Below are 25235 nucleotides of genomic sequence, written 5' to 3'. Positions count from 1 at the left end.
CGTGCGAACAAGGGTAGCGGGGCGATGTGACCCAAGACAAGGCCCTGATCGACCGCATCCGCGCCAAGGCGGCCGAAGTCGGTTTCGTCGCATGCGGCATCGCCCGCGCCGATGCCGCGCCGCGTACCGCCGCGCGGCTGCGCGAATGGCTGGACGAAGGGCGGCACGGGTCGATGATCTGGATGGAGGAGCGCGCGCACCATCGCGGGTCGCCCGCCGGGCTGTGGTCCGACGTGCGGTCGGTCATCGCGCTGGGCATGAGCTATGCCCCGCCGGGCGATCCGCTGGCGCTGGCCGATGTCGGCGATCGCGGGCGTATCTCGGTCTATGCGCAGGGCGGCGATTATCATGACGTCGTCAAGAAGGCGCTGAAGGCGCTGGGCCGCTGGCTGGCGCAGGAGGCGGGGTGCGACCTGAAGGTCTTCGTCGATACCGCGCCGGTGATGGAAAAACCGCTGGCAGAGGCGGCGGGGCTGGGGTGGCAGGGCAAGCATACCAATCTGGTCAGCCAGCAGCATGGCAGCTGGCTGTTCCTCGGCGCAATCTACACCACGCTCGACCTGACGCCCGATGCCGGGGGCCGCGACCGGTGCGGATCGTGCGACGCGTGCCAGCGCGCGTGCCCGACCGATGCGTTTCCCGCGCCCTACCGGCTGGATGCGCGGCGTTGCATCTCGTATCTGACGATCGAGCATGCCGGGCCGATCCCGCAGGAGTTCCGCGCCGGGATCGGCAACCGCATCTATGGCTGCGACGATTGTCTGGCGGTGTGTCCGTGGAACAAGTTCGCGCAGACGGCTGCCGCCAACCGCGCCTTTGCCGGGCGGGCGGAATTCGCCGCGCCACGGCTGGCCGACCTGATCGCACTGGACGATGCCGGGTTTCGCGAGGTGTTTCGCGGATCGCCGATCAAGCGGATCGGCCGCAACCGCATGGTGCGCAACGCGCTGATCGCGGCGGGCAATAGCGGCGATGCGACTCTGGTCGAACCGGTGGTGACGGCGCTGGCCGATCCCGACCCGGTGGTGCGCGGCGCGGCGGTATGGGCGCTGGGCCGGCTGGACGCGGTACGGTTCGCGCGCGAGCGACGGGCGGACGAAGCCGATGCGGCGGTCATCGCGGAATGGGAGCGGTAGCAGCGACGGCGTGCGACTTGTGCCGGTCGCGGGCGTTCATTCCCGCGATACGTAACCGCAGGAAGGCTCGGGCATGACGAAATCTTCGCGAATCGTGATCGTGGGGGCCGGCAATGTCGGAGCCACCGCCGCCTATGCCGTGATGCTACGCGGGTTGTTCGCCGAGATCGTGCTGGTCGATACCAACGCCGATCGCGCGGTCGCCGAAGTGACCGATATCGCCGATGCCAATGCTATTGCGCGGCCGGCGCGGATCTGGGCCGGGGACTATGCCGATACGCGCGATGCGGCGATCGTCGTGCTGACCGCTGGCGCGGCGACGCATGGCGACGAACCACGGACGTCGATCGCGGACAAGAGCGCGACGATCGTGCGCAGTTGCGTCGAACAGGCAATGGCCGCCGGGTTCGACGGCATCCTCGTCGTTGCGGCCAATCCGGCGGATGCGATGGCGCAGGTCGCGCAGACGCTGTCGGGACTGCCGCCGGAACGGGTGATCGGCACCGGTACGCTGCTCGACAGCAACCGTTTCCGCAAGCGGGTGGCGGACCGGCTGCACATCGCACCGGGCGCGGTCGAGGCGATGGTGCTGGGCGAGCATGGCGACAGCGAGGTCATGGCATTTTCGACGGTGCGGATCGGCGGCATGACGCTCGACGCGTTTCTGGACGGTACGCCGTTCGACCGCGACAGGGTTGCGCACGACGTGGTCCGCGCCGCATATACGATTAACCACGGCAAGGGGTTTACGTCATACGGCGTGGCGACGGCCATCGTCCGGATCTGTGAAGCGGTGCAGCGTGACGAGCGGGTCGTGCTGCCGGTATCGACCCGGCTGGACGGGCAGTTCGGCATCGACGGCGTGTATCTGAGCCTGCCGTGCCTGATCGGTGCGGCGGGGGTGTTGCGGGTGCTGACGCCCGATCTGGATGCGGCGGAGCGCGATGCGTTGCAGGCGTCCGCCGCCACGCTGCGCAAAACGTTGCAGGCGTGCGGATAGGCGGGAGCGGCTATTTGCTCGGCTTCGTCGCCGATCGCTGCGCTTCGACCATGCCGCGCAGGACCAGCGTCATCTGCTGAAGATGCGAGGTATCGGCGCTGATCGGGCCGCCATCGCGATATTGCCGGGACAGGCGCTCGATCGACGCGCTCTGGCCGCGCAGCGCGCGTGCCTCGCTGCGGGTCAGTTCGCCGTTGCGGCGGCCGTCGCGGATCGAACGGTCGATATCCGACAGGTCGCGTCCGACGCCGGCATCGTGCCGTTCGGGGGCGGGGGTGCCCGTCGAGCGGCCTCCGTCCCATATCTGTGCGGCGGCTGCAGGGGCGGCGGCAAGCAGCAGGATCGGCAACAGCACAGGCATCGGCACCTCCATCGGATCGCACGGCCAGTGTAGCCGGACGGGACCGCGACGCAATCGCTCGCCGCTTTTCCTCCCGGCGCGCTTGGAGTAACGCCAGCGGCCATGATCCGTCCCGCGCTGTCCATCGTCGTCCCGTGTTACAACGAAGCCGCCTGTCTGGCGGTGCTGCATGCGCGGGTATCGGCGGCGGCGCATGCCGCGGTGGGCGACGATCACGAAATCGTGCTGGTCAACGATGGATCGCGCGACGACAGCTGGGCGGTGATGGAACGGCTGGCCGTCGCCGACCCGCGGCTGGTCGCGATCAACCTGTCGCGCAATCACGGCCATCAACTGGCGCTGACCGCCGGACTGGACCTGTGCGCGGGGACTCGCATCCTCATCATCGACGCCGATTTGCAGGACCCGCCCGAATTGCTGGGCGACATGCTGGCGACGATGACGGCGGAGCGCGCGGACGTGGTCTATGCGGTGCGGCGGCGGCGCGAGGGCGAGACGTTCTTCAAGAAACTGACCGCGTCGATCTTCTATCGCGTGCTCGACCGCGTCACCGACACGCCGATCCCGATCGACACCGGCGATTTCCGGCTGATGAGCCGCCGCGCGCTGGATGCGTTCCTGTCGCTGCCCGAACAGGCGCGCTTCATCCGGGGCATGGTGGCATGGGTCGGGTTCCGGCAGGTGCCGTTCGCCTATGATCGCGACGAACGGCTGGCGGGCGAAAGCAAATATCCGCTGGGCAAGATGATCCGGTTCGCGCTCGACGCGGTAACGGGGTTTTCCACTGCGCCGCTGCGGCTGGCGAGCCATCTGGGGCTGGTGCTGACCGGACTGTCACTGCTGTTGTTCGCCTATATCGCGGTCGGATGGATTTCGGGCAGCGCGGTGCAGGGCTGGACCTCGACCATGTTGGTCGTCGTGTTCCTAGGCGCGGTGCAAATGTTCGTGCTGGGCATGATCGGCGAATATCTGGGGCGGCTGTACGTCGAATCGAAGCGGCGGCCGCTGTACATGGTGGCCGATGTAGCGGGGCCGGTGCGGGGGCGGGCGAGCCTCGGCTATCGCGCGGGCGATCATGGCGACGTGACGGTCGCGCCGGTCCTGCCGGACGTGCAGTAGGGGCTAGGTCGGTCCACGCGGAGACGCGGAGACGCGGAGACGCGGAGAGCGTCGGTTTGCGGTACGCGCCCGCTGCGCCAGCAGCCTTTTCTATTCGTCCCGGATTGAAGGTGGCTTCGCAACGGACGCAACGCCTCCGCGCCTCCGCGTGAACCATCCTTCGCTAGACGTCGGCCCACCGCCGCAGCAAATTGTGGTACACGCCGGTCAGCTCGATCACCGACCGGTTGCCATGGCCGAGTTGCCCCGCCAGCCGCTGCACGCTCTGGTCGAGGTCGAACAGGATGCGGCGCGCGCCGTCGTCGCGGACCATCGACTGGACCCAGAAGAACGATGCGACCCGCGTGCCGCGCGTCACCGGTTCGACGCGGTGGAGCGAGGATGCGGGATACAGGATCATGTGCCCGGCCGGCAGCTTGACCGATTGGACGCCGAACCGGTCCTCGATCACCAGTTCCCCGCCGTCATAGCTGTCGGGATCGGACAGGAACAATGTCGCCGACAGGTCGCTGCGGATGCGGAAGTCGCTGCCGCGCTGCATCCTGACGGCATTGTCGACATGCGCGCCGAACGCCTGTCCGCCGGCATAGCGATTGAACAGCGGCGGAAAGACGCGCGCGGGCAGCGCGGCGGCGACGAACAGCGGCGACGCCCCCAGCGCGTCGAGTACGCGTCCGCCCGCGTCCCGCGCGGCCACCGATCCCTCCGCCAGTTGCGCGTTACGCTTGGCCAGCGCCGATTGCGGACCCGAGGTGACGTTGCCGTCGACCCAGTCGCCGGCATCGATCAACGCACGGAGCGCCGCGACGCCGGCGGCGTCGAACACATCGGGAATGGCGATCAGCATGAACGGCGTCCACCAAAGAAAAAAGCATGTCCCCGTGCCGGTATCGGCGCAAGGGCATGCAGGGGCCTGATCGATACGGGGGGAAGACCGATCAGAAGCTCTTGAAGATGCTCAGCACCGCCTGACGCCGGTCGCCGGGCATCGCCCAACCGCCGGAGACGACGCCGTTAGCGCCGATATTGTTGCGGACGTTGGTGACGTATTTCTCGTCGGTCAGGTTCTGGACGTTGACCTGCGCGGTCCAGCCGCCGCCGAAGGTGTAGCCCAGATATGCCCGGTGGATGAGATAGTCGTCGACCGTCAGCGTCGTCGCGTTTGCGAGGTTGGGGACGAAGGTGGTGAACGCGCCCTGGTACGTCAGGCCGTAGCCGACCTCCAGACCGAAGGGCAGGCGATAGGTCGTGAACAGGCTGCCCGAATGTTCGGGGGTCTGCACCAGCCGCGCGCCGCGCTGCGGATCGGGGTTGGCCGCGTTGTTGCCGCAACCGGCTCCACCCGGCGTGCGCAGGCAGAAGTCGGATACCGACTGGAGCACTTCGCTGTCGAGATAGGTATAGTTGGCGAACACCGTCCAGTTGGGCACGATCGTCCCCGACGCACCCAGCGCGATGCCGTCGACCCGGCTACGGCCGTCCAACACCTGGATGGTGGGCAGCGCGGGATCGTTCGACGGCACCCGATAATTGGTGCGTTCGTTACGGAACACCGCACCGGTCAGTTCCAGCCGGCCACCGAACAGCCCCGCCTTGATGCCCGCTTCGTAATTCTTCGCGGTTTCCGGGGCGACGTCGCAGGTGTCGGTGACCACGGTGCCCGCCACGCTGACGCAACCGCCGCGCACGCTGATCGACGACGGGGTCCGGGCATTGCCGTAGCCGCCATAGATGCTGACGCCCTGCGCCGGATGGAACACCGCGCCGATGCGATAGGAGAACAGCTTTTCGTCATTGATCTGCCGCGCCTGCAACGCCGCCGCAGGCTGGCTCACACCGGGGGCGAGGGTTACCAATGGTACGGCGTGGAACGAGGAGCGTTGATATTCCCAACGGACGCCGCCGTTCAGTTCGAACGCGCTGCCCAGTTCGAGCGTGTCGAACGCATAGACCGCGACATTGTGCGCGGTCCCGCGCGAGCGGCTGGTGTCGACATAGTTGACCGGGCCGCGATAGTCGGTGTCTGGATTGACGATCGACAGCAGCGGCAGCGGCGTGGTCGCCGAACCGTCGGCGTTGCGGAGCAGCGAGCCGCCGGTGATCGCATAATCCTCGATCATGCCGCTGACGCCGATGTTCGCGACGTTGCGGATGCCACCCTTGCGGCCATATTCGAGACGCAGGTCGGTCTGGTTGATCAGCAACTGGTTCTCCTGATCGCGGACCAGCCCGCGCGGGCCGCTGGGCAGCCACTGGCCGGCGGGGATGGTCGCGGGGCAGGCGATCCCGACCGGGTTGGTCGCGCTGGTCGCCACCGGCTGACGTCCGCCGGGCAGGCAGAAGGTGCCCTGCGGCGCGCTGGTCACGCTGTACTGGCCGACGCGCTGCCACCGGGTCAGGTTGCGGACCGAGATATGCGGATCGACCGCGTGGCGGAACGTCGCGGTGAGGCGGTCGACCGTTGTTTCCTGCGTATCGAGGTTGCGATAGCCGTAATAGTCGCTGCGGTCGGTGCCGGGCAGGAAGCCGCCGATCGTGCCGTTGTCGAAATAGGGCAGGCCATAGAGCGGCGTATTGTCGTCGCGCTGATGGACATAGGCCAGCGTCAGGCTGGTCGGCGTGCCGATGCCGATCGTGACCGACGGCGCGATGCCCCAGCGTTCGAACTTCTCGACGTCGCGGCCGGGAACGCCATTGTGGTGGTAGGCGGCGTTCAGGCGCACCGCGACATTGTCGGCCACGCGCTGGTTCGCGTCGATCGCGCCGCGATAATATTCGTCGGTGCCGACGGCGCCCTGCACGATCGTCAGATCGTCGCCCTGCGGCATCTTGCTGACCATGTTGATGGTGCCGCCGACCGATCCCGATCCGTTGAACACCGAATTGGCCCCGTTATAGACCTCGATCTGCTGAAGGTTGAACGGATCGGTGCGGCTGTATTGCGCGCTGTCGCGGATGCCGTCGATCGTAAAGTCGTTGCTGGCCGAATAGCCGCGCAGGTTGATCGAGTCGCCATAGCCGCCGCCGCCTTCGCCCGCGCCGAACGTGATGCCGGGCACCGTCTGGAGGATGTCGCGCAGTGTCTGGAGATTCTGTTTGCGGATGACCTGATCCGACACGACCGTCACCGTTTGCGGCGTATCGATCAGCGCGGCGGTCGCCTTCGGGCTTTCGAGCGCCTCGACGCGCTGGCCGTTGACGACGATCTCCTGCGAATCGCGCGGCTCTTCCGCCGGACGCCCTGTGCGCGGTGCGGCGTAGGCGGGCGCGGACGCGATGAAGCCGACACAGGCGAGGGCGAGAAACGTCGGCGCATTGCTGCGCGACGCGGTTGGTTCGGTCATGAAGTATCCCCTTTACGGGGAGCCAGCTATTGCGAAGCGTTCGCAGTGTCAACGCTATTGCGACTGATTTTCATGACTGTCGCAAAATGTGCTGGAACGTCAACGGCTTGATACGGTCGCAGGCGGGGATCACCCCGCAATTGCCTGCGCCAGCAACCACGACCGGATAGCGCTTGCCAGATTGGGGGGGGCGTCGCTTTCGATCCGCACCGCATCGATCGCTGCGACCAGCGCGGACAGCGGCAGGGCGTGCGCCACCGCCTCTGCTTCCAGTGCAGTCCAGAATCCGGGTTCGAGGCTGATCGAGGTCGGATGGCCGGCGATGGTGATTGATCGCTTGACCGGCCCGCGAAACCCGCCGGCGGGGGCGACTGGCTTCATTCGGTGTCGAACAGCGACGCGAGCTGGTCGATCATCGTGCCTGCCAGCTGTTCCGCATCCATGATCGTCACCGCGCGCGAATACCACCGCGTCACGTCGTGGCCGATGCCGATCGCGACCAGTTCGACCGGCGACCGGCCCTCGATATAGGCGATCACCTGTCGCAGATGGCGTTCGAGATAGCTGCCCGTATTGACCGACAGCGTCGAATCGTCGACCGGCGCGCCGTCGGAAATGACCATCAGCACCTTGCGGTCTTCGGGGCGCGCGATCAGCCGGCCATGTGCCCATAGCAGCGCCTCGCCGTCGATATTCTCCTTGAGCAGCCCTTCGCGCATCATCAGGCCGAGCGATTTGCGCGCCCGCCGCCATGGCTCGTCGGCCTGTTTATAGACGATGTGGCGCAGGTCGTTCAGCCGGCCCGGCTGGGGCGGGCGTCCGGCAGCGAGCCACGCTTCCCGGGACAGTCCGCCCTTCCATGCGCGGGTGGTGAAGCCGAGAATCTCGACCTTCACCCCGACGCGCTCCAGCGTGCGGGCAAGGATATCGGCGCTGATCGCGGCGATGCCGATCGGGCGGCCGCGCATCGATCCCGAATTGTCGATCAGCATCGTGACGACGGTGTCGCGGAAATCGGTATCCCGCTCGATCTTGTAGCTGAGCGACAGGCCGGGATTGATGATGACCCGCGCCAGCCGCGCGGCGTCGAGCATGCCTTCTTCCTGATCGAAGTCCCACGACCGCGACTGTTGCGCCATCAGCCGGCGTTGCAGCCGGTTGGCGAGTTTGGTGACGACGCCCTGCAACTGCACCAGTTGCTGGTCCAGATAGGCGCGCAACCGTTCCAGTTCGTCGGCGTCGCACAGGTCAGTCGCGGCGACGACCTCGTCATGCTTGGTCGTGAACGCCTTGTATTCGAATTGCGCGTTCAGATCGGCAAAGGGGCGGTTGGGGCGGACGGGCATCATCCCGCCCTCGTCCTCGCCATCGGCCATGTCGTCGCCTTCGCCGTCGACGTCTTCGGACATGTCGTCGGACTGGCCCTCGCTCTCGTCGTCGCTGCGGTCTTCGCCGCGTGCCTCGACCTGACCGTCGCCGCCCGACTGTTCGCCCTCGTCGTCGCCTTCCTCGTCGGGCGTTTCCTGATCGTCGCCGTCGCTTTCGTCGCCGCCCTCGTCGGCTTCGTCCGGCTCGATCTCGCCCTGCACCAGTTCGAGGTCTTCGAGCAGGCGCGTCACGCCGCGTGCAAAGGCGGACTGGTCGGCGACCAGACCGGGCAGCCGATCGAGCTGCGCGGCGGCGCGTTCCTCGATCCAGTCGGTGATGAGCGCCATGCCGGGTGCGGCGGCGGCGGGCGCGACGCGACCGGTCAGTCGTTCGCGCACCAGCAGGCCGATCGCGGTCGACAGCGGCACTTCGGCGCGCGACCGGGCGCGGGTGATCGGGTCGGATCGCATCCGCTGCGCCAGCGCATGGTCCAGATTGGCTTCGATCCCGGCATAGCCCGTCGACCCCAGCGCATCGACGCGCGCATGTTCGACCGCGTCGAATACCGCGCGCGCCACCGCTTCGGCGGGCGCGGCGCGGGCGTGCAGTTGCGCGTCGTGGTACCGCATGCGCAACGCGAAGCCATCGGCGACGCCGCGTGCCTCCGCCACCTGATCGGCAGGCAGCGCGCGGGCAGGCATCGGCACCTTGATATGCTTGCCCGACGCGGTCGGGGCATCGGCGGTGAAGCCGAGTTCGACTTCGGGTTCGTTCGCAAGCGCGCGCGACGTGCCGCGCAAGACGTCGCGGAACCGGTCGAGCGGAGTATCCTGGGCCATGGCAGTGCTTTGGGGACTGGCGGCGGGCAGGGCAAGGGTCAAGACGCCGGGATTCGCTCCGGTACGGGGTTCAGCTTCGCTCCGCGCTGTTGACCGCGTCGGCGGCGCGCAGCCCGGCGAGCAGCTTCATGAGGTGGCTGGCGTCGCGCACTTCGACGTCGATCGTGTTGGTGTGGAACGTCGTGTCGCGGTTATCCAGCCGCAGCCCCAGAATGTTGGCGCGATGCCCGCCAATTACCGTCGCGACCGCGCCCAGCGCGCCGGGTTCGTTCTTCAGCGTCACCGCGATCCGCGCGGTCGCGCCTTCGGCATTGGTGCCCCACGTCAGGTCGATCCATTGATGCGGATCGATCCCGTCGACCACCTGACAGCCGATGTCGTGCACCTCGAACCGGCCATCGTCGCCGCGTACGCCGATGATGCGGTCGCCGGGCACCGGATGGCAACAGGTGGCGAGGACATAGCCGACCCCGGCGGTCAGCCCCTTGATCTCGATCGGTGCGCGTTGCGCCGGGATCGGTTCGGCACGCGGCGCGGCGACCGCGCCGGGCATCACCGCTTCCATCACCGCTTCCTCGGTCAGCTTGCCGCGCGCCAGACACTGGAACAGCGTCGCCTCGTCGGCCAGTTTCAGCCGGACCAGCGCATCGCCCAGCGCATCGGTGCCCGGCGGCACCGGCAGGCGCGCGACCAGTTCCTGATACAGCCGCGTGCCCAGTGCGATCGTTTCCTCCCGCTCGCGCAGGCGGATGTAGCGACGGATCGCCGCGCGCGCCTTGCCCGTGATCGCGAAGTTCAGCCAGTTAGCCTGTGGCTTCTGCGCCTTGGACCGCAGTATCTGTACCTGATCGCCGTTCTGGAGTTCGGTGCGCAGCGGCACGACGCCGCCATTGACCTTTGCCCCCACGGCCTGATCGCCCAGATCGGTATGGACGGCATAGGCGAAGTCGATCGGGGTCGCACCCTTGGGCAACTGGTGCAGTTCGCCCTTCGGCGTGAACGCGAAGATCCGGTCGGCATACATCGCCATGCGGGTATGTTCGAGCAGCTCCTCCGGGCTTTCGGCGGTGTCCAGAATTTCGACCAGGTCGCGAATCCACCGCACCTGCGTATCGGGGCGCACCGCATCCTGTTTGTACGCCCAGTGCGCCGCGAGTCCGAATTCGGCCTGCGCATGCATCTGGCGCGTGCGGATCTGCACCTCGATCCGCATGTTTTCGCCATGAATCACGGCGGTATGCAGCGAACGATAGCCGTTGCGCTTGGGCGTCGAGATGTAATCCTTGAACCGCCCCGGCACCATCGGCCAGCGCCGATGGATGTTGCCCAGCGCGCGATAGCATTCCTCTTCGGTTTCGACGATCGCGCGGAAGGCGACGATGTCCGACAGTTGTTCGAGGCTGACATGGCGTTCGGACATCTTCCGCCAGATCGAATAGGGATGCTTGCGCCGGCCCGACACCTCCGCCGTGATGCCGTGGCGGTCGAGCATCGCCTTCAGATCGCCGCCGATCTTCGCCACGCGGTCGCCGCCGCCTGCCTCCAGTTGTTCGAGCCGGCGGGTGATCGATTCATAGGCTTCGGGTTCGATCTCGCGAAATGCCAGCGTCTGCATCTCGTTCATGAACTCGTACATACCGATCCGCTCGGCCAGCGGGGCATAGATATCCAGCGTTTCGCGCGCGATCCGCTTGCGCTTGTCCGGCTTCGATATGTGATGCAGCGTGCGCATGTTGTGCAGCCGGTCGGCCAGCTTGACCAGCAGCACGCGGATATCGTCCGACATCGCCAGCAGGAACTTGCGCAGGTTTTCCGCCGCGCGCTCGTTCTCGGTCTGCGCCTCGATCTTCGACAGCTTCGTCACGCCCTCGACCAGCCGCGCGACGTTGTGGCCGAATTTCGCCTCAATCTCTTCATGGGTCGCCACGGTATCCTCGACCGTGTCGTGCAGGATCGCCGTCGCGATCGTCTCGTCGTCCAGATGCAGGTCGGTCAGGATGCCCGCCACCTCGATCGGATGGCTGAAATACGGATCGCCGCTCGCGCGCTTCTGGCTGCCGTGCGCGTGCATCGAAAACACATAGGCGCGGTTCAGCAGCGCTTCGTTCGCGTCGGGGTCATAGGCTTTGACCCGTTCAACCAGTTCATATTGACGCAGCATGTGAACTAGATGGGGCCGGGACCGCGGGCAATGCAACCGTTATCCGAACCGGTGCGGCCCGTCATCGTCCGCCGCCGCGCCTTCGATGGCTGCCGCTCCGTGCCCAGCCAGCGATATCGCCGATCCGCGACGCATGGCCCCGAACATTACATAGATGTAAAGATCATCCGATTTCAAAGCAGTATCGTATCGGCTAGTCGTGATTGGATGACAGAGCCCGTTTCGATGCCGTTGCGCCGACTCGCCACCCGGTGCAGCCTTCCCGCCGCGCTGGAAGCGGTAGGCGAGCGGTGGTCGTTCCTGATCGTGCGCGCCGCATTCAACGGTTTATGTCATTTCGAGGAGTTCCAGTCGGAGTTGGGCATCGCGCGCAACATCCTTGCCAGCCGCCTGTCGCGGCTGGTCGAACATGGCATCCTCGAACGCAAGGCGATGCAGTGCGATCGGCGCAAGGTCGAATACCGGCTGACGGACAAGGGCTGTGCGCTGTTGCCGACGATGGTCGCGCTGCGCCAGTGGGGGGAGCGGTGGGAGACGCGGGTCGAGGCGACACCGGTCCTTGTCGACACCCGCGACCATCGGCCGATCGCGCCGGTCGCGGTGTACAGCCATGACGGCCGGGTGCTCGATACGAGCGAAATGGTCTGGGCGTTGCGCGAGGATGCCGCCGCGACGAAGTGAGGCGCGCGGCGTCTGGCCGGGGCGCAACGAAACTCGACGCTGCGACAATCGGGGGAAAGGGGGCATCGTCCGACCCGACGCGATCGGGTCGAACGATGCCCCGTGCCGTTACATCGTCTTCAGCATCTCGATATGATGCTGGACGACCGGGGCAGTCGCGGCGGCCACGGCGCGCAGCGATTCGGCATCGCCGGACTGGGCATAGCCGGAATGCAGTGCCAGTGCCTTGTCATGCGCGGTCTGCTGCTGCTGGACATATACCTGATCGCGCTCGGTGCCCGACGCGGCGCGCAGCTCGGCGATCATGCGCGCCTGTTCGGGTTCCAGCTTCGGCGCGGGGACGCGCACGCGGGCGGCGGCGGCGGCGCGTTTGACGTCGGCGGTGCTCTTCGCATGGTCGCGCAGCATCATCGTCGCGAACTCGCGGATTTTCGCACTGCGGGTCGACGACAGCATCAGCTGGCTCGACGTGCGTTCGTACAGGTCGCTGGCGCCGGCCTTGGCGACATAGTCGGCTCCGGTCGTTGCCGGTGCAGCCGCCGGTGCGCCGGACATCGGCGCGGGCTGTCCCGGTGCGGTCTGGGCCATGATCGGCGCTGCGGTGAACGACAGTAATGCGGCGGCGGCGATCGTCGTCGGTTTCGGCATGGTAGATTCTCCATCGGACAGTCGGTGGCGGCACAACGCGCGATGTCGTGGATGGAACCGTGTCAATATGTCTAACTAACCCAAATCATGTCGTTTTTCAAAGGAACCGGACCAGCATCAACAACAGGCCGAACGCCGAGGCGAGCCACACGAGGCTGCGCAGATACGGCACGCCGAACAGATAAAGCGGATGATAGACCAGTCGCGCGACGAACCACAGGATCGCACCCGTCGCCCCGACGCCGCCGGTGCGGTCCGACACCGCCAAGCCCAGCGCCAGCGCGATGAAGATCGGGTAGGTTTCCTTGAGGTTGTCGAGCGCGCGCTGCGCACGGCCCGCAACGACGCCCTTCGGCTGGTCCCCGCCGTCGCGCGGCCCCGCGTTCCAGCCGATGCCCAGCTCGCGCGTCGCCAATTGCCCCTGCAACATCACGGCGGCAGCATACAGGACCGTCGACCAGCCGAGCAGGACGAGTTCGGTGGGCAGATCGGTCATCCTGTGGTTCCTTCGGCTGGTCGCCTACAGCGCAGCAACGCCGGCCGTGGTTCCGCGTGACTGGCGGATCAGCCCGCCGCGCGACCCGATGGCGTGTTGACCCCCATCGACTGAAGATATTTCTTCACGTTGCGCGCCGCCTGTCGCAGCCGCTGTTCGTTTTCGACCATCGCGATGCGGACATAGCCTTCGCCATTTTCGCCATAGCCGACGCCCGGCGCCACCGCGACCTTGGCCTCGGTCAGCAACTGCTTCGAAAATTCGAGCGACCCCAGATGGGCGAGTGCGGGGGGCAGCGGTGCCCATGCGAACATCGACGCGCGCGGCGACGGGATGTCCCATCCGGCCCGGCCGAAACTGTCGACCAGAACGTCGCGGCGCTTGTGATAGAGCCGGCGGTTTTTCTCGACGATGTCCTGCGGGCCGTTCAGCGCGGCACATGCCGCCGCCTGGATCGGGGTGAACGCCCCGTAATCGAGATACGACTTCACCCGGGTCATCGCCGCGATCAGCTTTTTGTTGCCGACGCCGAAGCCCATGCGCCAGCCCGCCATCGAATAGGTCTTGCTGAGCGAGGTGAATTCGATCGCGACGTCCTTCGCCCCCTTCACCTGCAGGATCGAGGGCGTGGGGCAATCGTCGTAATACAGTTCAGAATAGGCGAGGTCGGAAATGACCCACAGCCCATGTTCCTTCGCAAAGGCGACGACGCGTTCGTAGAAGGCGAGGTCGACGACTTCGGCGGTGGGGTTCGACGGATAGCCCATCACCAGCACGCTGGGGCGCGGTACGGTGAACGCCATCGCGCGTTCGAGGCTTTCGAAATAATGTTCGTCGGGCGTCGTCGGGACGGCGCGAATCGTCGCCCCGGCGATGATGAACCCGAACATATGGATCGGATAGCTGGGATTGGGCGCAAGGATCACGTCGCCCGGCGCGGTGATCGCGGTGGCGAGGCTGGCCAGCCCCTCCTTCGACCCCATCGTGACCACGACCTCGCTTTCGGGATCGATGTCGACGCCGAACCGGCGGCCGTAATAATTCGCCTGCGCCTTGCGCAGCCCCGGAATCCCGCGCGATTGCGAATAGCCGTGGGCCGACGGCTTGCGCGCGACCTCGACCAGTTTTTCGATGACATGGTCGGGCGGCGGCAGGTCGGGGTTGCCCATGCCAAGGTCGATGATGTCCTCCCCACCGGCACGCGCGGCGGCCCGCATCGCGTTGACTTCGGCGATGACATAGGGGGGCAGGCGCTTCATGCGGTAGAATTCGTCGGACATCTTCGTTCCTTTCAGCATCGCCCTTACGCTACGAAGCCGCTAACCGGTAGGCGTTGCGCGACAGGAGAGTGGAAATGAGCGAACAGACCCGCGATTCGGGCAGCGAGGCCACCAAGCCCGCCATGTCGCTGGAAGATCTTCAGCATTGGACGCAAATGTTGGGACGCGCGCAACAGATGATGCTGGAACAGGGCATCGACCTGATGGAACGGGGGCCGATGCTGCCCGATCCCACCGGGATCGTCCGCGCACAGACCGATTTCTGGGCCGACACTATGAAGCTGTGGCAGCGGTTTCTCGATCCCGCCGGAGCCGAACCGGTGGTCGAATCGGCGGAACAGGCGCGCGACCGGCGCTTCAAGGCGAAGCAATGGCATGACGATCCGGTCTATGCCTTTATCCGGCAGAGCTATTTCCTCGTCGCGGACCACATGTTGAAGCGGGTCGATACGATCGATGGCATCGACGCCAAGCAGCGCGAGAAGCTGCGCTTCGCCACGCGCGGGCTGATCGACGCGATGAGCCCGACCAATTTCCCCGCCACCAATCCGCTGGTCGTCGAAAAGATCGTCGAGACGCGCGGCGAGAATCTGTTGAAGGGCCTGCAGAACATGCTGGCCGACCTGTCGCGCGGTCAGATGACGCAGAGCGACACCAGCGCGTTCGAACTGGGCCGCAACGTCGCCACCACGCCGGGCAAGGTCGTCAAGCGCACGCCGCTGTACGAACTCATCCATTACGCACCGGCGACCGAGACGGTCGGCGCGATCCCGCTGGTGATCTTTCCGCCATGGATCAACCGGTTCTACATTCTCGACCTGACGCCGGAAAAGAGTTTCATCCGCTGGGCGGTCGAGCAGGGGCTGTCGGTGTTCGTCGTGTCGTGGCGCTCCGCCGATGCGTCGATGAAGGACGTGACGTGGGACGATTATGTCGTGCGCGGACAGGTCGATGCGATCGACACCGTGCGCGAGGTGCTGGGCGTCGGATCGGTTCATGCGATCGGCTATTGCGTGGCAGGGACGACGCTGGCGGCGACGCTGGCGCTGCTGACGGCACGTGGGGAAGCGGCGAAGGTCGCGACCGCGACGTTCTTTACGGCGCAGGTCGATTTCGCCGATGCGGGCGAATTGTCGCTGTTCGTCGACGACGACCAGCTGAACCTGATCCGCCAGGTCGGCAAGGACGGCTATCTCGACGGCCGATATATGGCTGCGACCTTCAACCTGTTGCGCGGGCGCGACCTGATCTGGAATTACGTCGCCAACAATTATCTGCTCGGCAACGACTATGCGCCGTTCGATCTGCTCCACTGGAACGCCGACGTCACCAACCTGCCGGCGACGTGGCATCTGGGCTATCTGACCGATCTGTACCGCGACAACCGGCTGGCGCAGGCGGGATCGATGATCGTCGACGGCGTGCCGATCGACCTCGGCACGGTCACGACGCCATCCTACATCCAGGCCGGCCGCGAAGATCATATCGCGCCCGCCGAAAGCGTGTGGAAGATCACCGATCACTTTGCCGGGCCGCTGCGCTTCGTACTCGCCGGATCGGGTCATATCGCGGGTGTGGTCAACCCGCCGTCCGCGCAGAAATACCAGTATTGGACCAACGACGCGCCCGCCGAATCGCTGGCGGCGTTCGTTGCCGGCGCAACGGAAACCAAGGGTAGCTGGTGGCCGGACTGGCGCGCGTGGATCGCGGCAGCCGATGGACAGACCGTACCGGCAGAGGGGGCGCGCATACCCGGCGGCGGTCCATTGGCGACGTTGGGCGACGCACCGGGAGAATATGTACGGACCCGCTGATTAGACGTTACGATTCCACAACTTGAAAAATCTAATCACTCATGTTGCACTGCACCAATTACGTCTTGAAATAGCAATATGTGATGCGTAGATGCTGCATTGCAGCAGCAACTAATTGGAGGATGTCCGATGGCCAGCAGGGGTCCGAAGACCGGCACGCGCAAGCCTGCCATTCCCGGTTCCAACCGTCCGGTCGGCAAGGCCGGTCCGGTCGTGGCTGCCGCGCCGGAACAGGTGAAGTCCGTTGAGAAGGCAGCCGAGGCGGCGATCCCGCCCGTGCCGTTCCTTGCCGAACCCGCACCCGCTCCGGTCGAATTGCCGCAGCAGATCGAGGCCGTGATCGCGGCGGCCGCGGATGCCGGAAACACGGTCGCAACGACCGTGTCCGATACCGTGACCGAGAGTACGCAGGAAACCACCGCGACGGCGCAGACCGTTGCCGAGCAGATCGAGGAAAAGACCATGGACGTCACCAACGCAGCAACCTCCGCCGCCCAGAACACCGCCGACAAGGCGCAGAACGTGATGGCCGACATGAACGAGAAGGCGAAGGCCGCGCTTGAAAAGAGCGCCAAGGGCTTCGAGGAAATGAACGACATGGCCAAGGGCAATGTCGAGGCGCTGGTCGAAGCCAGCCGCATCGCTGCCAAGGGTCTCGAGACGCTGGGCCAGGAAATGGCCGAATATGGCCGCAAGTCGTTCGAGAGCGCGACCGCCGCTGCCAAGACGCTGGCGACCGTCAAGTCGCCGACCGAGTTCATGAAGCTCCAGTCGGACTTCGTGCGCCAGTCGTTCGACTCGTTCGTCGCCGAAGCGTCGAAGACGACCGAAATGATGATGAAGCTGGCCGGCGACGCCGCACAGCCGATCAGCAACCGCGTTGCGGTTGCCGCCGACAAGGTGAAGACGGTCGCTTGATCCGTACCGTCCTGCACCGGGCGGGGAAGGGGGCGGTCGCGCGAGCGGCCGCCCCTTTTTCATGTCGGGCGGACGTGACGGACGCAGCCGGAGGCAGGAATGGTCGCCCCGTGTCCCGGCGCGGTATGCCGAACCGCGTGCGATGATGCCGCACCCTCTTGCCCTGACGTACCGCGATGCCATATTTCGCGACGACATGTTTCACATCCACCGCATCACCATGGCCGGCGACGACCGGGATCAGGACGACGGCCGCTCGACTGGGCTGGGCGTCGCGACACAGGCACGGACCAAGAAGCCGACCCCCTATCGCGTGCTGATGCTCAACGACGACTACACGCCGATGGAGTTCGTCGTGCTGTGCCTGCAACGCTTCTTCCGCATGAACATGGAGGAAGCGACGCGGGTCATGCTGCACGTCCATCAGCGCGGCGTGGGCGTGTGCGGCGTCTTCACCTACGAGGTCGCCGAAACCAAAGTGGCACAGGTGATGGACTTTGCGCAGCAGAACCAGCATCCGCTGCAATGCACGCTGGAGAAGGCGTAGGCGACGACCGCCGCTGATATCGTGAACGCGGTGCCGTCGGATACCGCCTCTTGCGCACCGGCTCGCAACCACTAGAAGCTGGCCCATGGATCGTATCGTCATTCGCGGCGGCAATCGCCTGTCCGGCCGCATCGTCATTTCGGGCGCGAAGAACGCCGCGCTCACGCTGTTGCCCTGCGCCCTGCTGACCGAGGAACCGTTGACGCTGCGCAATCTGCCGCGTCTCGCCGATGTCGACAGTTTCGGCCACCTGCTGAACCAGTTCGGCGTATCGACGATGATCGAGGGATCGCACCCGACCGAGTTCGGCCGCGTCATGACGATGCGCGGACAGCGGCTGACGTCGACGGTCGCGCCCTATGACATCGTGCGCAAGATGCGCGCGTCGATCCTCGTGCTCGGCCCGCTGGTAGCGCGCGCGGGCGAGGCAACGGTATCGCTGCCGGGCGGCTGCGCGATCGGCAACCGTCCGATCGACCTGCACCTCAAGGCGCTGGAAGCATTGGGCGCAGAGATCGAGCTGGCGGCGGGATATGTGAAGGCGACCGCGCCGGGCGGCCGGTTGCCGGGCGGGCGCTATCGTTTCCCGGTGGTGTCGGTCGGCGCGACCGAGAATGCGGTCATGGCCGCCGTACTGGCGCGCGGCACGTCGGTGCTGGAAAACGCGGCGCGCGAACCGGAGATCGTCGATCTGTGCCGCTGCCTCGTCGCGATGGGGGCCAGCATCGACGGCATCGGCAGCGAGACGCTGACGATCGAGGGTCGCGACCGGCTGCACGGCGCGACCTATGCCGTGATGCCCGACCGGATCGAGGCGGGCAGCTATGCCTGTGCCGCCGCGATCACGGGTGGATCAGTCGAGCTTGCCAACGTCGTCCCCGACGACATGCGCGCGACGATCGCGGCGCTGGTCGAGGCCGGGGTCGGAGTGCGCGAAGCTGGCGGATCGCTGTTCGTCGAGGCGGGCGGGCCTATCCGGCCGCTGACGCTGTCGACCGCGCCCTATCCGGGCTTCGCGACCGACATGCAGGCGCAGTTCATGGCGCTGCTGACCCGCGCCGACGGGACCAGCCTGCTGACCGAAACGATCTTCGAAAACCGGTATATGCACGTGCCCGAACTGGCGCGGATGGGCGCGGACATCACCGTCACCGGCCGGTCGGCGGTGGTGCGCGGCGTCGGCGGGCTGATCGGTGCGCCGGTGATGGCGACCGACCTGCGTGCGTCGATGAGCCTCATCATCGCCGGATTGGCGGCAGAGGGCGAAACGTCGGTCAGCCGCGTCTATCACCTCGACCGCGGATACGAACGGCTGGAGGAAAAGCTTCAGGCGGTCGGTGCCGATATCGAGCGGCTGGGCGACGGCTAACCCCGTTCTTCGTCCGGTCGCGGGGTCGCACCTGGACCCCGCGCCGTCGCGTCAATGTCCGTGCGTCAGGGCGCATCCCGCGTCGCGTTCGACCTGCACCGTCGCATGATCGATCGCGAAATCATGCGCCAGCCGATCCGACAATTGCGCAAGGAACGTGTCGCCCGGATGACCGTCGGGCATCACCAGATGCGCGGTCAGCGCGGTGCGGGTGGTGCTGATCGGCCAGATATGCAGGTCGTGGACCTTCGCGACGCCGGGCAGGGCGGCCAGCATGGCCTCCACCGCCGGCGCATCGACGCCGCGCGGCACCGCCTGTAGCGCAAGGAGCAGCGATTCGCTCAACAGGCTCCATGTGCCGATCAGGATGACGAGGATCACGATCAGGCTGACCAGCGGATCGATCCAGGTCGCGCCGGTCCACAGGATGGCAAGTCCCGCCACCACCACGCCCGCCGACACCGCCGCATCGGCGGCCATGTGGAGATATGCGCCGCGGATGTTGACGTCGCCGTGCCGCCCGCGCGCGAACATCAGCGCCGTGCCGAGGTTGACGGCGATCCCCGCCAGCGCGACCCACACCACCGGCCATCCGTCGACCGGCCGCGGATCGCCGAGGCGTTGGGCGGTTTCCAGCAGGATCGCGCCGATCGCGATCAACAGGACCAGTGCGTTGGCAAGCGCCGCGAGAATGGTCGACGCGCCCAGCCCATAGGTGAAGCGCCCCGACGCCGGACGCTTGGCCAGTTCAGCGCCGCCCCATGCGATCAGCAACCCCAGCACATCGGACAGATTATGCCCGGCGTCGGCCAGCAGCGCCACCGAATCGGTCCAGAACCCCGCCGCCGCCTCTACGCCGACGAAGGCGAGATTGAGCATTGTTCCGATCGCGAAGGCGCGGCCGAAATCGGCGGGCGCATGTGCGTGCCCATGCCCATGCCCGTGCCCATGGCCGTGATGATGATCGTGATGCGCGCCCATCGCCGTCAGCGTCCGCGCCGGTCGCCGCGCCCGTCGCGCGGTCCCTGCCGGATGGTCAGCAATTCGGCGCGCGTCAGCACGCCATCACCGTTACGGTCGATCCGTCCGAAGATCGCCGCGATGCGCGCCTGCAATTCGGGCAGCGCGATGCGATTGTCGCCGTCGCGATCGACCTCGAACGGGCCGGGCAACGCGGTACGATCCCCCAGCCAGCGTTCGGCCCAATCGGCAAAGACGATATAGCCGATCGTGGGGGCCGTACCCGCAATGCCTGTGAAACTGCGCGCGATCCCCGCCGTCGCTTCTGCCCGTGTCGTGCGCGCGTCGCCGTCGGCGTCGAACCCGGCGAGCATCGCGCCCACCGGTTCGACGACCATTGTCGCGGCGGCGGGACGATCGCCGGGCGCGATGGGGAGCGCAGGTGCCTGAACGGCGAGCAGCAATGCAAGGATCATGCTGCGGCTTCTGGCACCTGCCGCATGCGGTGAACAGGGGCGATGCGACCGATCAGTCGAGCAGACGTCCCATGCCTGTCAGAACCCGGCGTGCGCCCAGACGGCTGAGATGATTCTCGTCGACGAACAAGGGTTCGCCCCGGTCGATCACCATGCATTCGCCGTTCCGGCACAATAGCGGCATCGGATCGAACACCGGCGTCGGCCGGATCGCATCCGCCATGCGCCGGTTGAACCCTGGATCGTTCCTGACCGTGATGTAGAGCGGAGCCTGCGGCGTGCCGTTGCGCAGCAGGCGCGGGTACAGCAACAGCGGGTCGGCGATCGGCAGCGACGGGGTGTCGCCGATCACCACCACCTCTACGCCGGCGTCGCGCAACCGGCGGACGGTATTTGCCAGCGTCTGTTGCCCGGTGCCCGTCACCCGGTCCGCGCGCGGTTGCCACAGTCCGGCGATCAGCACCCGCTGGATATGGTTTTCACGGATCAGGTCGAAGATCCGTTCCTTGCTGGCGACGCAATTGGGGCGTTTGGGCGACGGTACGCCGAGGATCGGGACGCAGGCGGTCATGCCATAGACGATGATGTTGCCCTGCGTCTGCGCGCCGGTCTGACGCAAGGCGCGGACGAAATGATTGGCGTGCGAATCGCCCCACAGCAGAATGCGCGTCCCCGGCCCCCGCGCGACGGTACAGGCGTCCACGCCCGGCCATGGATTGCCTGCTTCGCCGATGACGCACGACGCCTTGCGGTCCTCCGCCCGCTGGACCAGCACGCGTCGTTCGATCCCCGCCAGTTCGGGAAAGCGCGACGGCACGCCCTTGCTCACGACCAGCGCGGCACCTGCCGCGGCGGTCAGGCCGATCGCGACGACCGAAGCGGTCAGCAGCGCACGCTGTCCGGTGAGCAGTCCGGTGCGGAACGGGCGTTCGACAAAACGCCACGATATCCACGACATCAGGAACGTCAGCGCCAGCAGCGTCACCGCCATGCGCGGCGTAATGTCCGACAGCGTCAGGAAGCGCGCGAACACGATCAGCGGCCAGTGCCACAGGTAGAGCGAGTAGGACAGCAGCCCGATCAGCACGATCGGCCGCAGCGACAGCAGCCGGGTGGCGGCACTGCGCGTGCCGCCCGCGCCGACATGGATCAGCAGCGCTGCGCCCAGCACCGGCGGGACCGCATTGATCCCGGGAAACGGGCTCCCCGCTTCCAGCAATATGGCGGGCAGGACGATGCCGAGCAGGCCGAGCGTTCCGAGCGCTTCCTGCAGCCAGCGCGAGCGCGCCTGTGGCAGCGCCGCGACCGCCAGCAGCGATCCGATCAGCAATTCCCATGCGCGGAACGGCAGCAGGAAATAGGCGGCCGACCGTGCCTGCGCGACGCCGATCACGCTCAATGCGAGCGAAACGACCAGAATTGCCGACAATACCAGCACGACATGACGCGACGCCCGTTTCCACAACAGCCCGAGCAGCAGGGGGAAGACGATGTAGAATTGCTCCTCGACCGCCAGCGACCATGTATGGATCAGCGGTTTCAGTTCGGTCGCCGCATCGAAATAGCCGGCCTGGTTCCAGAACAGGAAATTGGAGGAGAACAGCGCCGTCGCCGCGACGCTCCGGCCCATTTCGCTCAGATCGTGCGGCGACAGTACGATCAGCCCGGCGATCAGGCAGGCCAGAACGACGAAGCACAACGCAGGCAGGATGCGCCGGAACCGACGTTCGTAGAACCGCAGTACGGAAAAATTGCCGGCCGTCAGTTCGCGCGCGATGATCGAGGTGATGAGATAGCCCGAGATCACGAAGAAGACGTCGACCCCGACATAGCCGCCGGTGAAGATGCCGATATCGAGATGGAACAGGATGACGGGCAGCACCGCCAACGTCCGCAAACCGTCGATATCGCTGCGATATCCCCGAACGGCATGCGTTGTCGCGCCGGCACGGGCGTCACGGCGATCATCGTCGGCGGACATGCGGCTTCGCCCGGCCTGATCGGCGATCGACATAATATTTCCCCGTATCCGTCGGAAAACGGGGCATTTCTTCAAATGCGCACCCGTAATTCCGCCCCCGGACGCCCCCCGCGTCTCGACGGTGAATAAGAGATTACGGCGTTTAGTGCAAAGTAATCATCCGGTGGTAAATCAGTAGCTTACCGAAAAATCCCGAACAGGGACCTGCTTTATCAAATACGACTATACTATCGCGCCGACCAATAGGATGACGGACACCAGATAATCGTGAGATTACTTGGGGATAGCCACTCGCAGCGGGACGTCCGGGGCATCGTGCAGGCGCAGGAACACGGCGTCTTTCGCCGGACTTGGCAGTGCAAGCGACGTTCCGACGAAGCCGGGCGGCACCAGTGTCGGGGTGCCGTCTGGGGTGCCTGCGATCCCAGCGACGAGGAACAGGTTGCGGCCGGCAATCGTGCAGTCGCCCGTTTGGGGGCATTCCAGCGCGGTAACCGCCGGCAAGCGGACGGCACGGGCCAGCGGTTGCCAGTCGCCGGTCGCGCCGTCGCGGATCAACCGGAAGCGCAGGCGTCCGGCGATCGGCGCGCCCGGCGGCGGTGCGAGCGTCGCGACGACGATATCGCCGACCCGCTGCAACGTGCCGGCCGCGAAGGTCAGGCGCGGACCCGCGTCTTGGTCGGTCGCGACCTCCACCGCATCGCGATCGCCCAGCGGCGCGCCGGCGGGCCGGAACGAAAAGGTCAGCGTCGCGCCGGCAGGGACCAGTCCGTCGGGCAGTGCGATCGGTGCGGCACCCGGCACGGGCACGATGGTAGCGTCCAGATCGAGCAATTTCGCGGTGGGACGCGAAGGGGCGATGGTCGCGCCCACGCTGGCCGTACGGGCGTCGCGTAACGTTACCGTGGCCTTGGTCGCGTCGTCCGGTTCCAACGATCGGTCGGTCGTCATCTCCAGCTGGTCGCCATCCGGTCCGCGCGTCAGCGCGCCCGGCATGAAGCGATGGGTGCCCAGATCCAGACGCGTCACCTGATCGAGCCGCGCACCGTCGAGCATGCCGCTGCGATCGCCGGCATGGACGACGAACCGGTCGAGGCGGCTCGGTTCGACCCGGCCGGTGAGCCGGACCGTGTCGGGCGTCGCTGCGCCATGGCGGCCGATCGACAGCGTCAGCGGACCGGGGCGGACCCGGCCGAGCGGCAGCACCGCCTCGACCTCGTCCGCGCCGACCGTCTTCCATGACAGCGACCAGTTGCCGTCGGTCGCATCGCGCAGCGCCAGCCGTTCGATACACGACGATGCCCCGCCACGCAGCGCCAGCGGATGGTCGCGCCCGACGACGACGAAGCCATCGGGCTGGGGACGCCACGCACCGGCACGGTCGAGCTGTACCGGCAGGCGCGGCCCGTCGAACCGGTCGAAGCCCCAGCTGCCCTGCAACGTCGCGCCGTCGACCGGGCCGAGCGCGGTCAGGTCGGTGCCCTCCGCCAGCCGCAGCCCACCCTGTTCGGCATCGACGACGACCGGCAGCGTCGCGGTGGTCCCGTCGGCACCCTCGATCGCCAGCCGCAGGTCGCGGGCATAGCCCGTCGCGAACAGCAGCGACGCGTCGTCGAGCGGCAGTACCGCGCCCGGTCGCGCGAGGCACACGGCGGCGGGCGCCGCCGACCGCCATACCGGCGGCGGGGTGGCACCGATCGGCGGCAACGGCGCGACCAGCACCGATCGCGGATTCTGGAACGACGGGGCGGCGTTCAGTTGCAGACGGATATCCGCACCGTCATTCAGCGTCAGCGCGGGCAGATATTGATATTGCGCGCTGCGAAACGCGCCGAACAGCCGTGCGACATCGCGTGCCAGCCCGATATAGGGGCTGTAATAGCCTGCCCCGCCCTCCGGCGTGGCAGCCACGCGATAGGCGAGGTCGACGGGCGTGCCGGTGAGCGTTTCAGTGAGCGTCGTGCCGCGCTGCGCCTGAAGCACCAGCGCGTCGCGGCTTTGCGTCAGGCAGGCGGATTGCAGCGCGCGCTGCCGCGTCAGGCATTCGGCGTTCAGCTTGATCCGCAACGCGTTGGCAAGGATCGGCGCGGCGGTGACCAGCCGTTCGGGCGCGGTGTCGCCGATCCGGCCGATCGCGGCGACGAACGCATCCAGCCGGGCGCGATCGAGCGACGCCTGATGCAGGTCCTGCGCCGCCCGCACGAAGATACCCGGCCGCCCGCGCACTGCGCCCAGCACCGCCGCAAAGCCGCCGCCGGCTTCGGGCGCAAGGAACAGCATGGCCTGTTCCGCGCCCTGCGGCACGGTCACGTCGAGCAGGTTCTTTTTCGGGTGCCATGCCCGTACTTCGTAGAACCAGTCGCGCGGCGGCGGGTTGGTCGCACCGCGCAGGAACGCGATGACCAGGCGGTAGCGCGCCGACTGGTCGGCGGGAAAGCGCGCGGTGGCCCGCAACCGGTCGCCGCCGCGCAGCGACGGGACGGCGGTGATCGGCAGTTCGACCCCCGCCCGCGTGACCGTGATCGACAGTTCGGGACCGGCAAGGTCGAACGCATTCTGCTGCGCATCGGCGCGGTCGGCGATCAGGAGCAGGAACGCGGCGAACAGGAACGGAAGCATACGGGCCATGCGCCCCTATACCCCGATCCGGCGCGGGGTCGCCATGACGATCAGCGCATCGCGAAGCGACGACGCGCGGCCGGTCCATGGCGCAATCTTGTTGCCTGGTTCGCAGTAT

At 66.6% G+C, this 25235-nt stretch carries 21 protein-coding genes; 8 read left to right on the top strand and 13 right to left on the bottom strand.

From position 1 onward, the window contains the following. The first annotated feature begins 26 nt into the window (after window positions 1-26). The gene (gene queG / locus IFT55_RS06120) at window positions 27-1136 is read left to right on the top strand and encodes a tRNA epoxyqueuosine(34) reductase QueG (protein WP_192090115.1); all 1110 of its coding nucleotides are present in this window, start codon (window positions 27-29) and stop codon (window positions 1134-1136) included. Window positions 1137-1209: 73 nt separating this feature from the next. Then, the gene (locus tag IFT55_RS06115; protein WP_192090113.1) at window positions 1210-2136 is read left to right on the top strand and encodes an L-lactate dehydrogenase; all 927 of its coding nucleotides are present in this window, start codon (window positions 1210-1212) and stop codon (window positions 2134-2136) included. A 10-nt stretch (window positions 2137-2146) separates the two neighbouring features. Here the strand turns inward: IFT55_RS06115 and IFT55_RS06110 are convergent, their stop codons facing one another. Beyond that, window positions 2147-2497 (bottom strand): hypothetical protein, encoded by a 351-nt coding sequence (locus IFT55_RS06110; protein ID WP_192090111.1) that lies wholly within the window; start codon window positions 2495-2497, stop codon window positions 2147-2149. Window positions 2498-2599: 102 nt separating this feature from the next. Here IFT55_RS06110 and IFT55_RS06105 point away from each other — a divergent pair, with 102 nt between their 5' ends. Continuing rightward, a complete protein-coding gene (locus tag IFT55_RS06105) occupies window positions 2600-3616 on the top strand; it encodes a glycosyltransferase family 2 protein (protein WP_192090109.1) in 1017 nt (338 codons plus the stop codon). A 163-nt stretch (window positions 3617-3779) separates the two neighbouring features. Here the strand turns inward: IFT55_RS06105 and IFT55_RS06100 are convergent, their stop codons facing one another. The 5 genes from IFT55_RS06100 to IFT55_RS06080 form a co-directional block, all read right to left on the bottom strand. Continuing rightward, window positions 3780-4463 (bottom strand): Fe2+-dependent dioxygenase, encoded by a 684-nt coding sequence (locus IFT55_RS06100; protein ID WP_192090107.1) that lies wholly within the window; start codon window positions 4461-4463, stop codon window positions 3780-3782. 91 nt (window positions 4464-4554) lie between these two features. Further along, a complete protein-coding gene (locus tag IFT55_RS06095) occupies window positions 4555-6960 on the bottom strand; it encodes a TonB-dependent receptor (RefSeq protein WP_192090105.1) in 2406 nt (801 codons plus the stop codon). Between the two features lie 129 nt (window positions 6961-7089). Further along, window positions 7090-7341, bottom strand: a complete 252-nt coding sequence (locus IFT55_RS06090; protein ID WP_192090103.1) for a ribbon-helix-helix domain-containing protein — start codon at window positions 7339-7341, stop codon at window positions 7090-7092. Beyond that, on the bottom strand, window positions 7338-9167 hold the full coding sequence (gene cobT / locus IFT55_RS06085; protein ID WP_192090101.1) for a cobaltochelatase subunit CobT: 1830 nt from the start codon (window positions 9165-9167) through the stop codon (window positions 7338-7340). The genes IFT55_RS06090 and cobT overlap by 4 nt, the downstream gene beginning before the upstream one ends. 70 nt (window positions 9168-9237) lie before the next feature. After that, entirely contained in the window at window positions 9238-11328 is a 2091-nt protein-coding gene (locus tag IFT55_RS06080; protein ID WP_192090099.1) for a RelA/SpoT family protein, read from the bottom strand. 225 nt (window positions 11329-11553) lie between these two features. Here IFT55_RS06080 and IFT55_RS06075 point away from each other — a divergent pair, with 225 nt between their 5' ends. Beyond that, complete coding sequence (locus tag IFT55_RS06075; RefSeq protein WP_249403626.1) at window positions 11554-12009, top strand: winged helix-turn-helix transcriptional regulator; 456 nt, start codon at window positions 11554-11556, stop codon at window positions 12007-12009. Between the two features lie 108 nt (window positions 12010-12117). Here the strand turns inward: IFT55_RS06075 and IFT55_RS06070 are convergent, their stop codons facing one another. The 3 genes from IFT55_RS06070 to IFT55_RS06060 all read right to left on the bottom strand — a co-directional run bounded on the left by IFT55_RS06070 (window position 12118) and on the right by IFT55_RS06060 (window position 14433). After that, window positions 12118-12657, bottom strand: coding sequence for a DUF4142 domain-containing protein (locus IFT55_RS06070; RefSeq protein ID WP_249403625.1), 540 nt, complete (start codon window positions 12655-12657; stop codon window positions 12118-12120). Window positions 12658-12754: 97 nt separating this feature from the next. After that, entirely contained in the window at window positions 12755-13153 is a 399-nt protein-coding gene (locus IFT55_RS06065; RefSeq protein WP_192090095.1) for an MAPEG family protein, read from the bottom strand. Window positions 13154-13221: 68 nt separating this feature from the next. Further along, window positions 13222-14433: an LL-diaminopimelate aminotransferase gene (locus IFT55_RS06060; protein ID WP_192090093.1), complete on the bottom strand. Its 1212-nt coding sequence runs from the start codon at window positions 14431-14433 to the stop codon at window positions 13222-13224. 74 nt (window positions 14434-14507) lie between these two features. On the opposite strand from IFT55_RS06060, the gene IFT55_RS06055 reads away from it, so the two are divergent. The 4 genes from IFT55_RS06055 to murA all read left to right on the top strand — a co-directional run bounded on the left by IFT55_RS06055 (window position 14508) and on the right by murA (window position 19081). Then, window positions 14508-16247, top strand: coding sequence for a PHA/PHB synthase family protein (locus tag IFT55_RS06055; protein WP_192090091.1), 1740 nt, complete (start codon window positions 14508-14510; stop codon window positions 16245-16247). A gap of 129 nt (window positions 16248-16376) precedes the next feature. Then, a complete protein-coding gene (locus IFT55_RS06050; protein ID WP_192090089.1) occupies window positions 16377-17165 on the top strand; it encodes a phasin family protein in 789 nt (262 codons plus the stop codon). A gap of 220 nt (window positions 17166-17385) precedes the next feature. Further along, complete coding sequence (gene clpS / locus IFT55_RS06045; RefSeq protein WP_249403670.1) at window positions 17386-17712, top strand: ATP-dependent Clp protease adapter ClpS; 327 nt, start codon at window positions 17386-17388, stop codon at window positions 17710-17712. 85 nt (window positions 17713-17797) lie between these two features. Continuing rightward, window positions 17798-19081 carry a UDP-N-acetylglucosamine 1-carboxyvinyltransferase gene (gene murA / locus IFT55_RS06040; RefSeq protein WP_192090087.1) on the top strand — a complete coding sequence of 428 codons (1284 nt, stop codon included), beginning with the start codon at window positions 17798-17800 and terminating at the stop codon, window positions 19079-19081. 51 nt (window positions 19082-19132) lie between these two features. Here the strand turns inward: murA and IFT55_RS06035 are convergent, their stop codons facing one another. The 4 genes from IFT55_RS06035 to IFT55_RS06020 all read right to left on the bottom strand — a co-directional run bounded on the left by IFT55_RS06035 (window position 19133) and on the right by IFT55_RS06020 (window position 25126). Beyond that, window positions 19133-20062 carry a cation diffusion facilitator family transporter gene (locus IFT55_RS06035; protein ID WP_192090085.1) on the bottom strand — a complete coding sequence of 310 codons (930 nt, stop codon included), beginning with the start codon at window positions 20060-20062 and terminating at the stop codon, window positions 19133-19135. Window positions 20063-20067: 5 nt separating this feature from the next. Then, window positions 20068-20517 carry an EF-hand domain-containing protein gene (locus tag IFT55_RS06030; RefSeq protein WP_192090083.1) on the bottom strand — a complete coding sequence of 150 codons (450 nt, stop codon included), beginning with the start codon at window positions 20515-20517 and terminating at the stop codon, window positions 20068-20070. Between the two features lie 52 nt (window positions 20518-20569). Continuing rightward, complete coding sequence (locus IFT55_RS06025; protein ID WP_192090081.1) at window positions 20570-22531, bottom strand: acyltransferase family protein; 1962 nt, start codon at window positions 22529-22531, stop codon at window positions 20570-20572. 240 nt (window positions 22532-22771) lie between these two features. Then, on the bottom strand, window positions 22772-25126 hold the full coding sequence (locus tag IFT55_RS06020) for a hypothetical protein (RefSeq protein WP_192090079.1): 2355 nt from the start codon (window positions 25124-25126) through the stop codon (window positions 22772-22774). Window positions 25127-25235 lie beyond the last annotated feature (109 nt).

The sequence above is a fragment of the Sphingomonas sp. CFBP 13720 genome, from assembly GCF_014842075.1.
GTDB lineage: Bacteria > Pseudomonadota > Alphaproteobacteria > Sphingomonadales > Sphingomonadaceae > Sphingomonas.
Note: the sequence above shows the minus strand (reverse complement) of the source record. Positions and strands in the feature narration are given on the sequence as shown.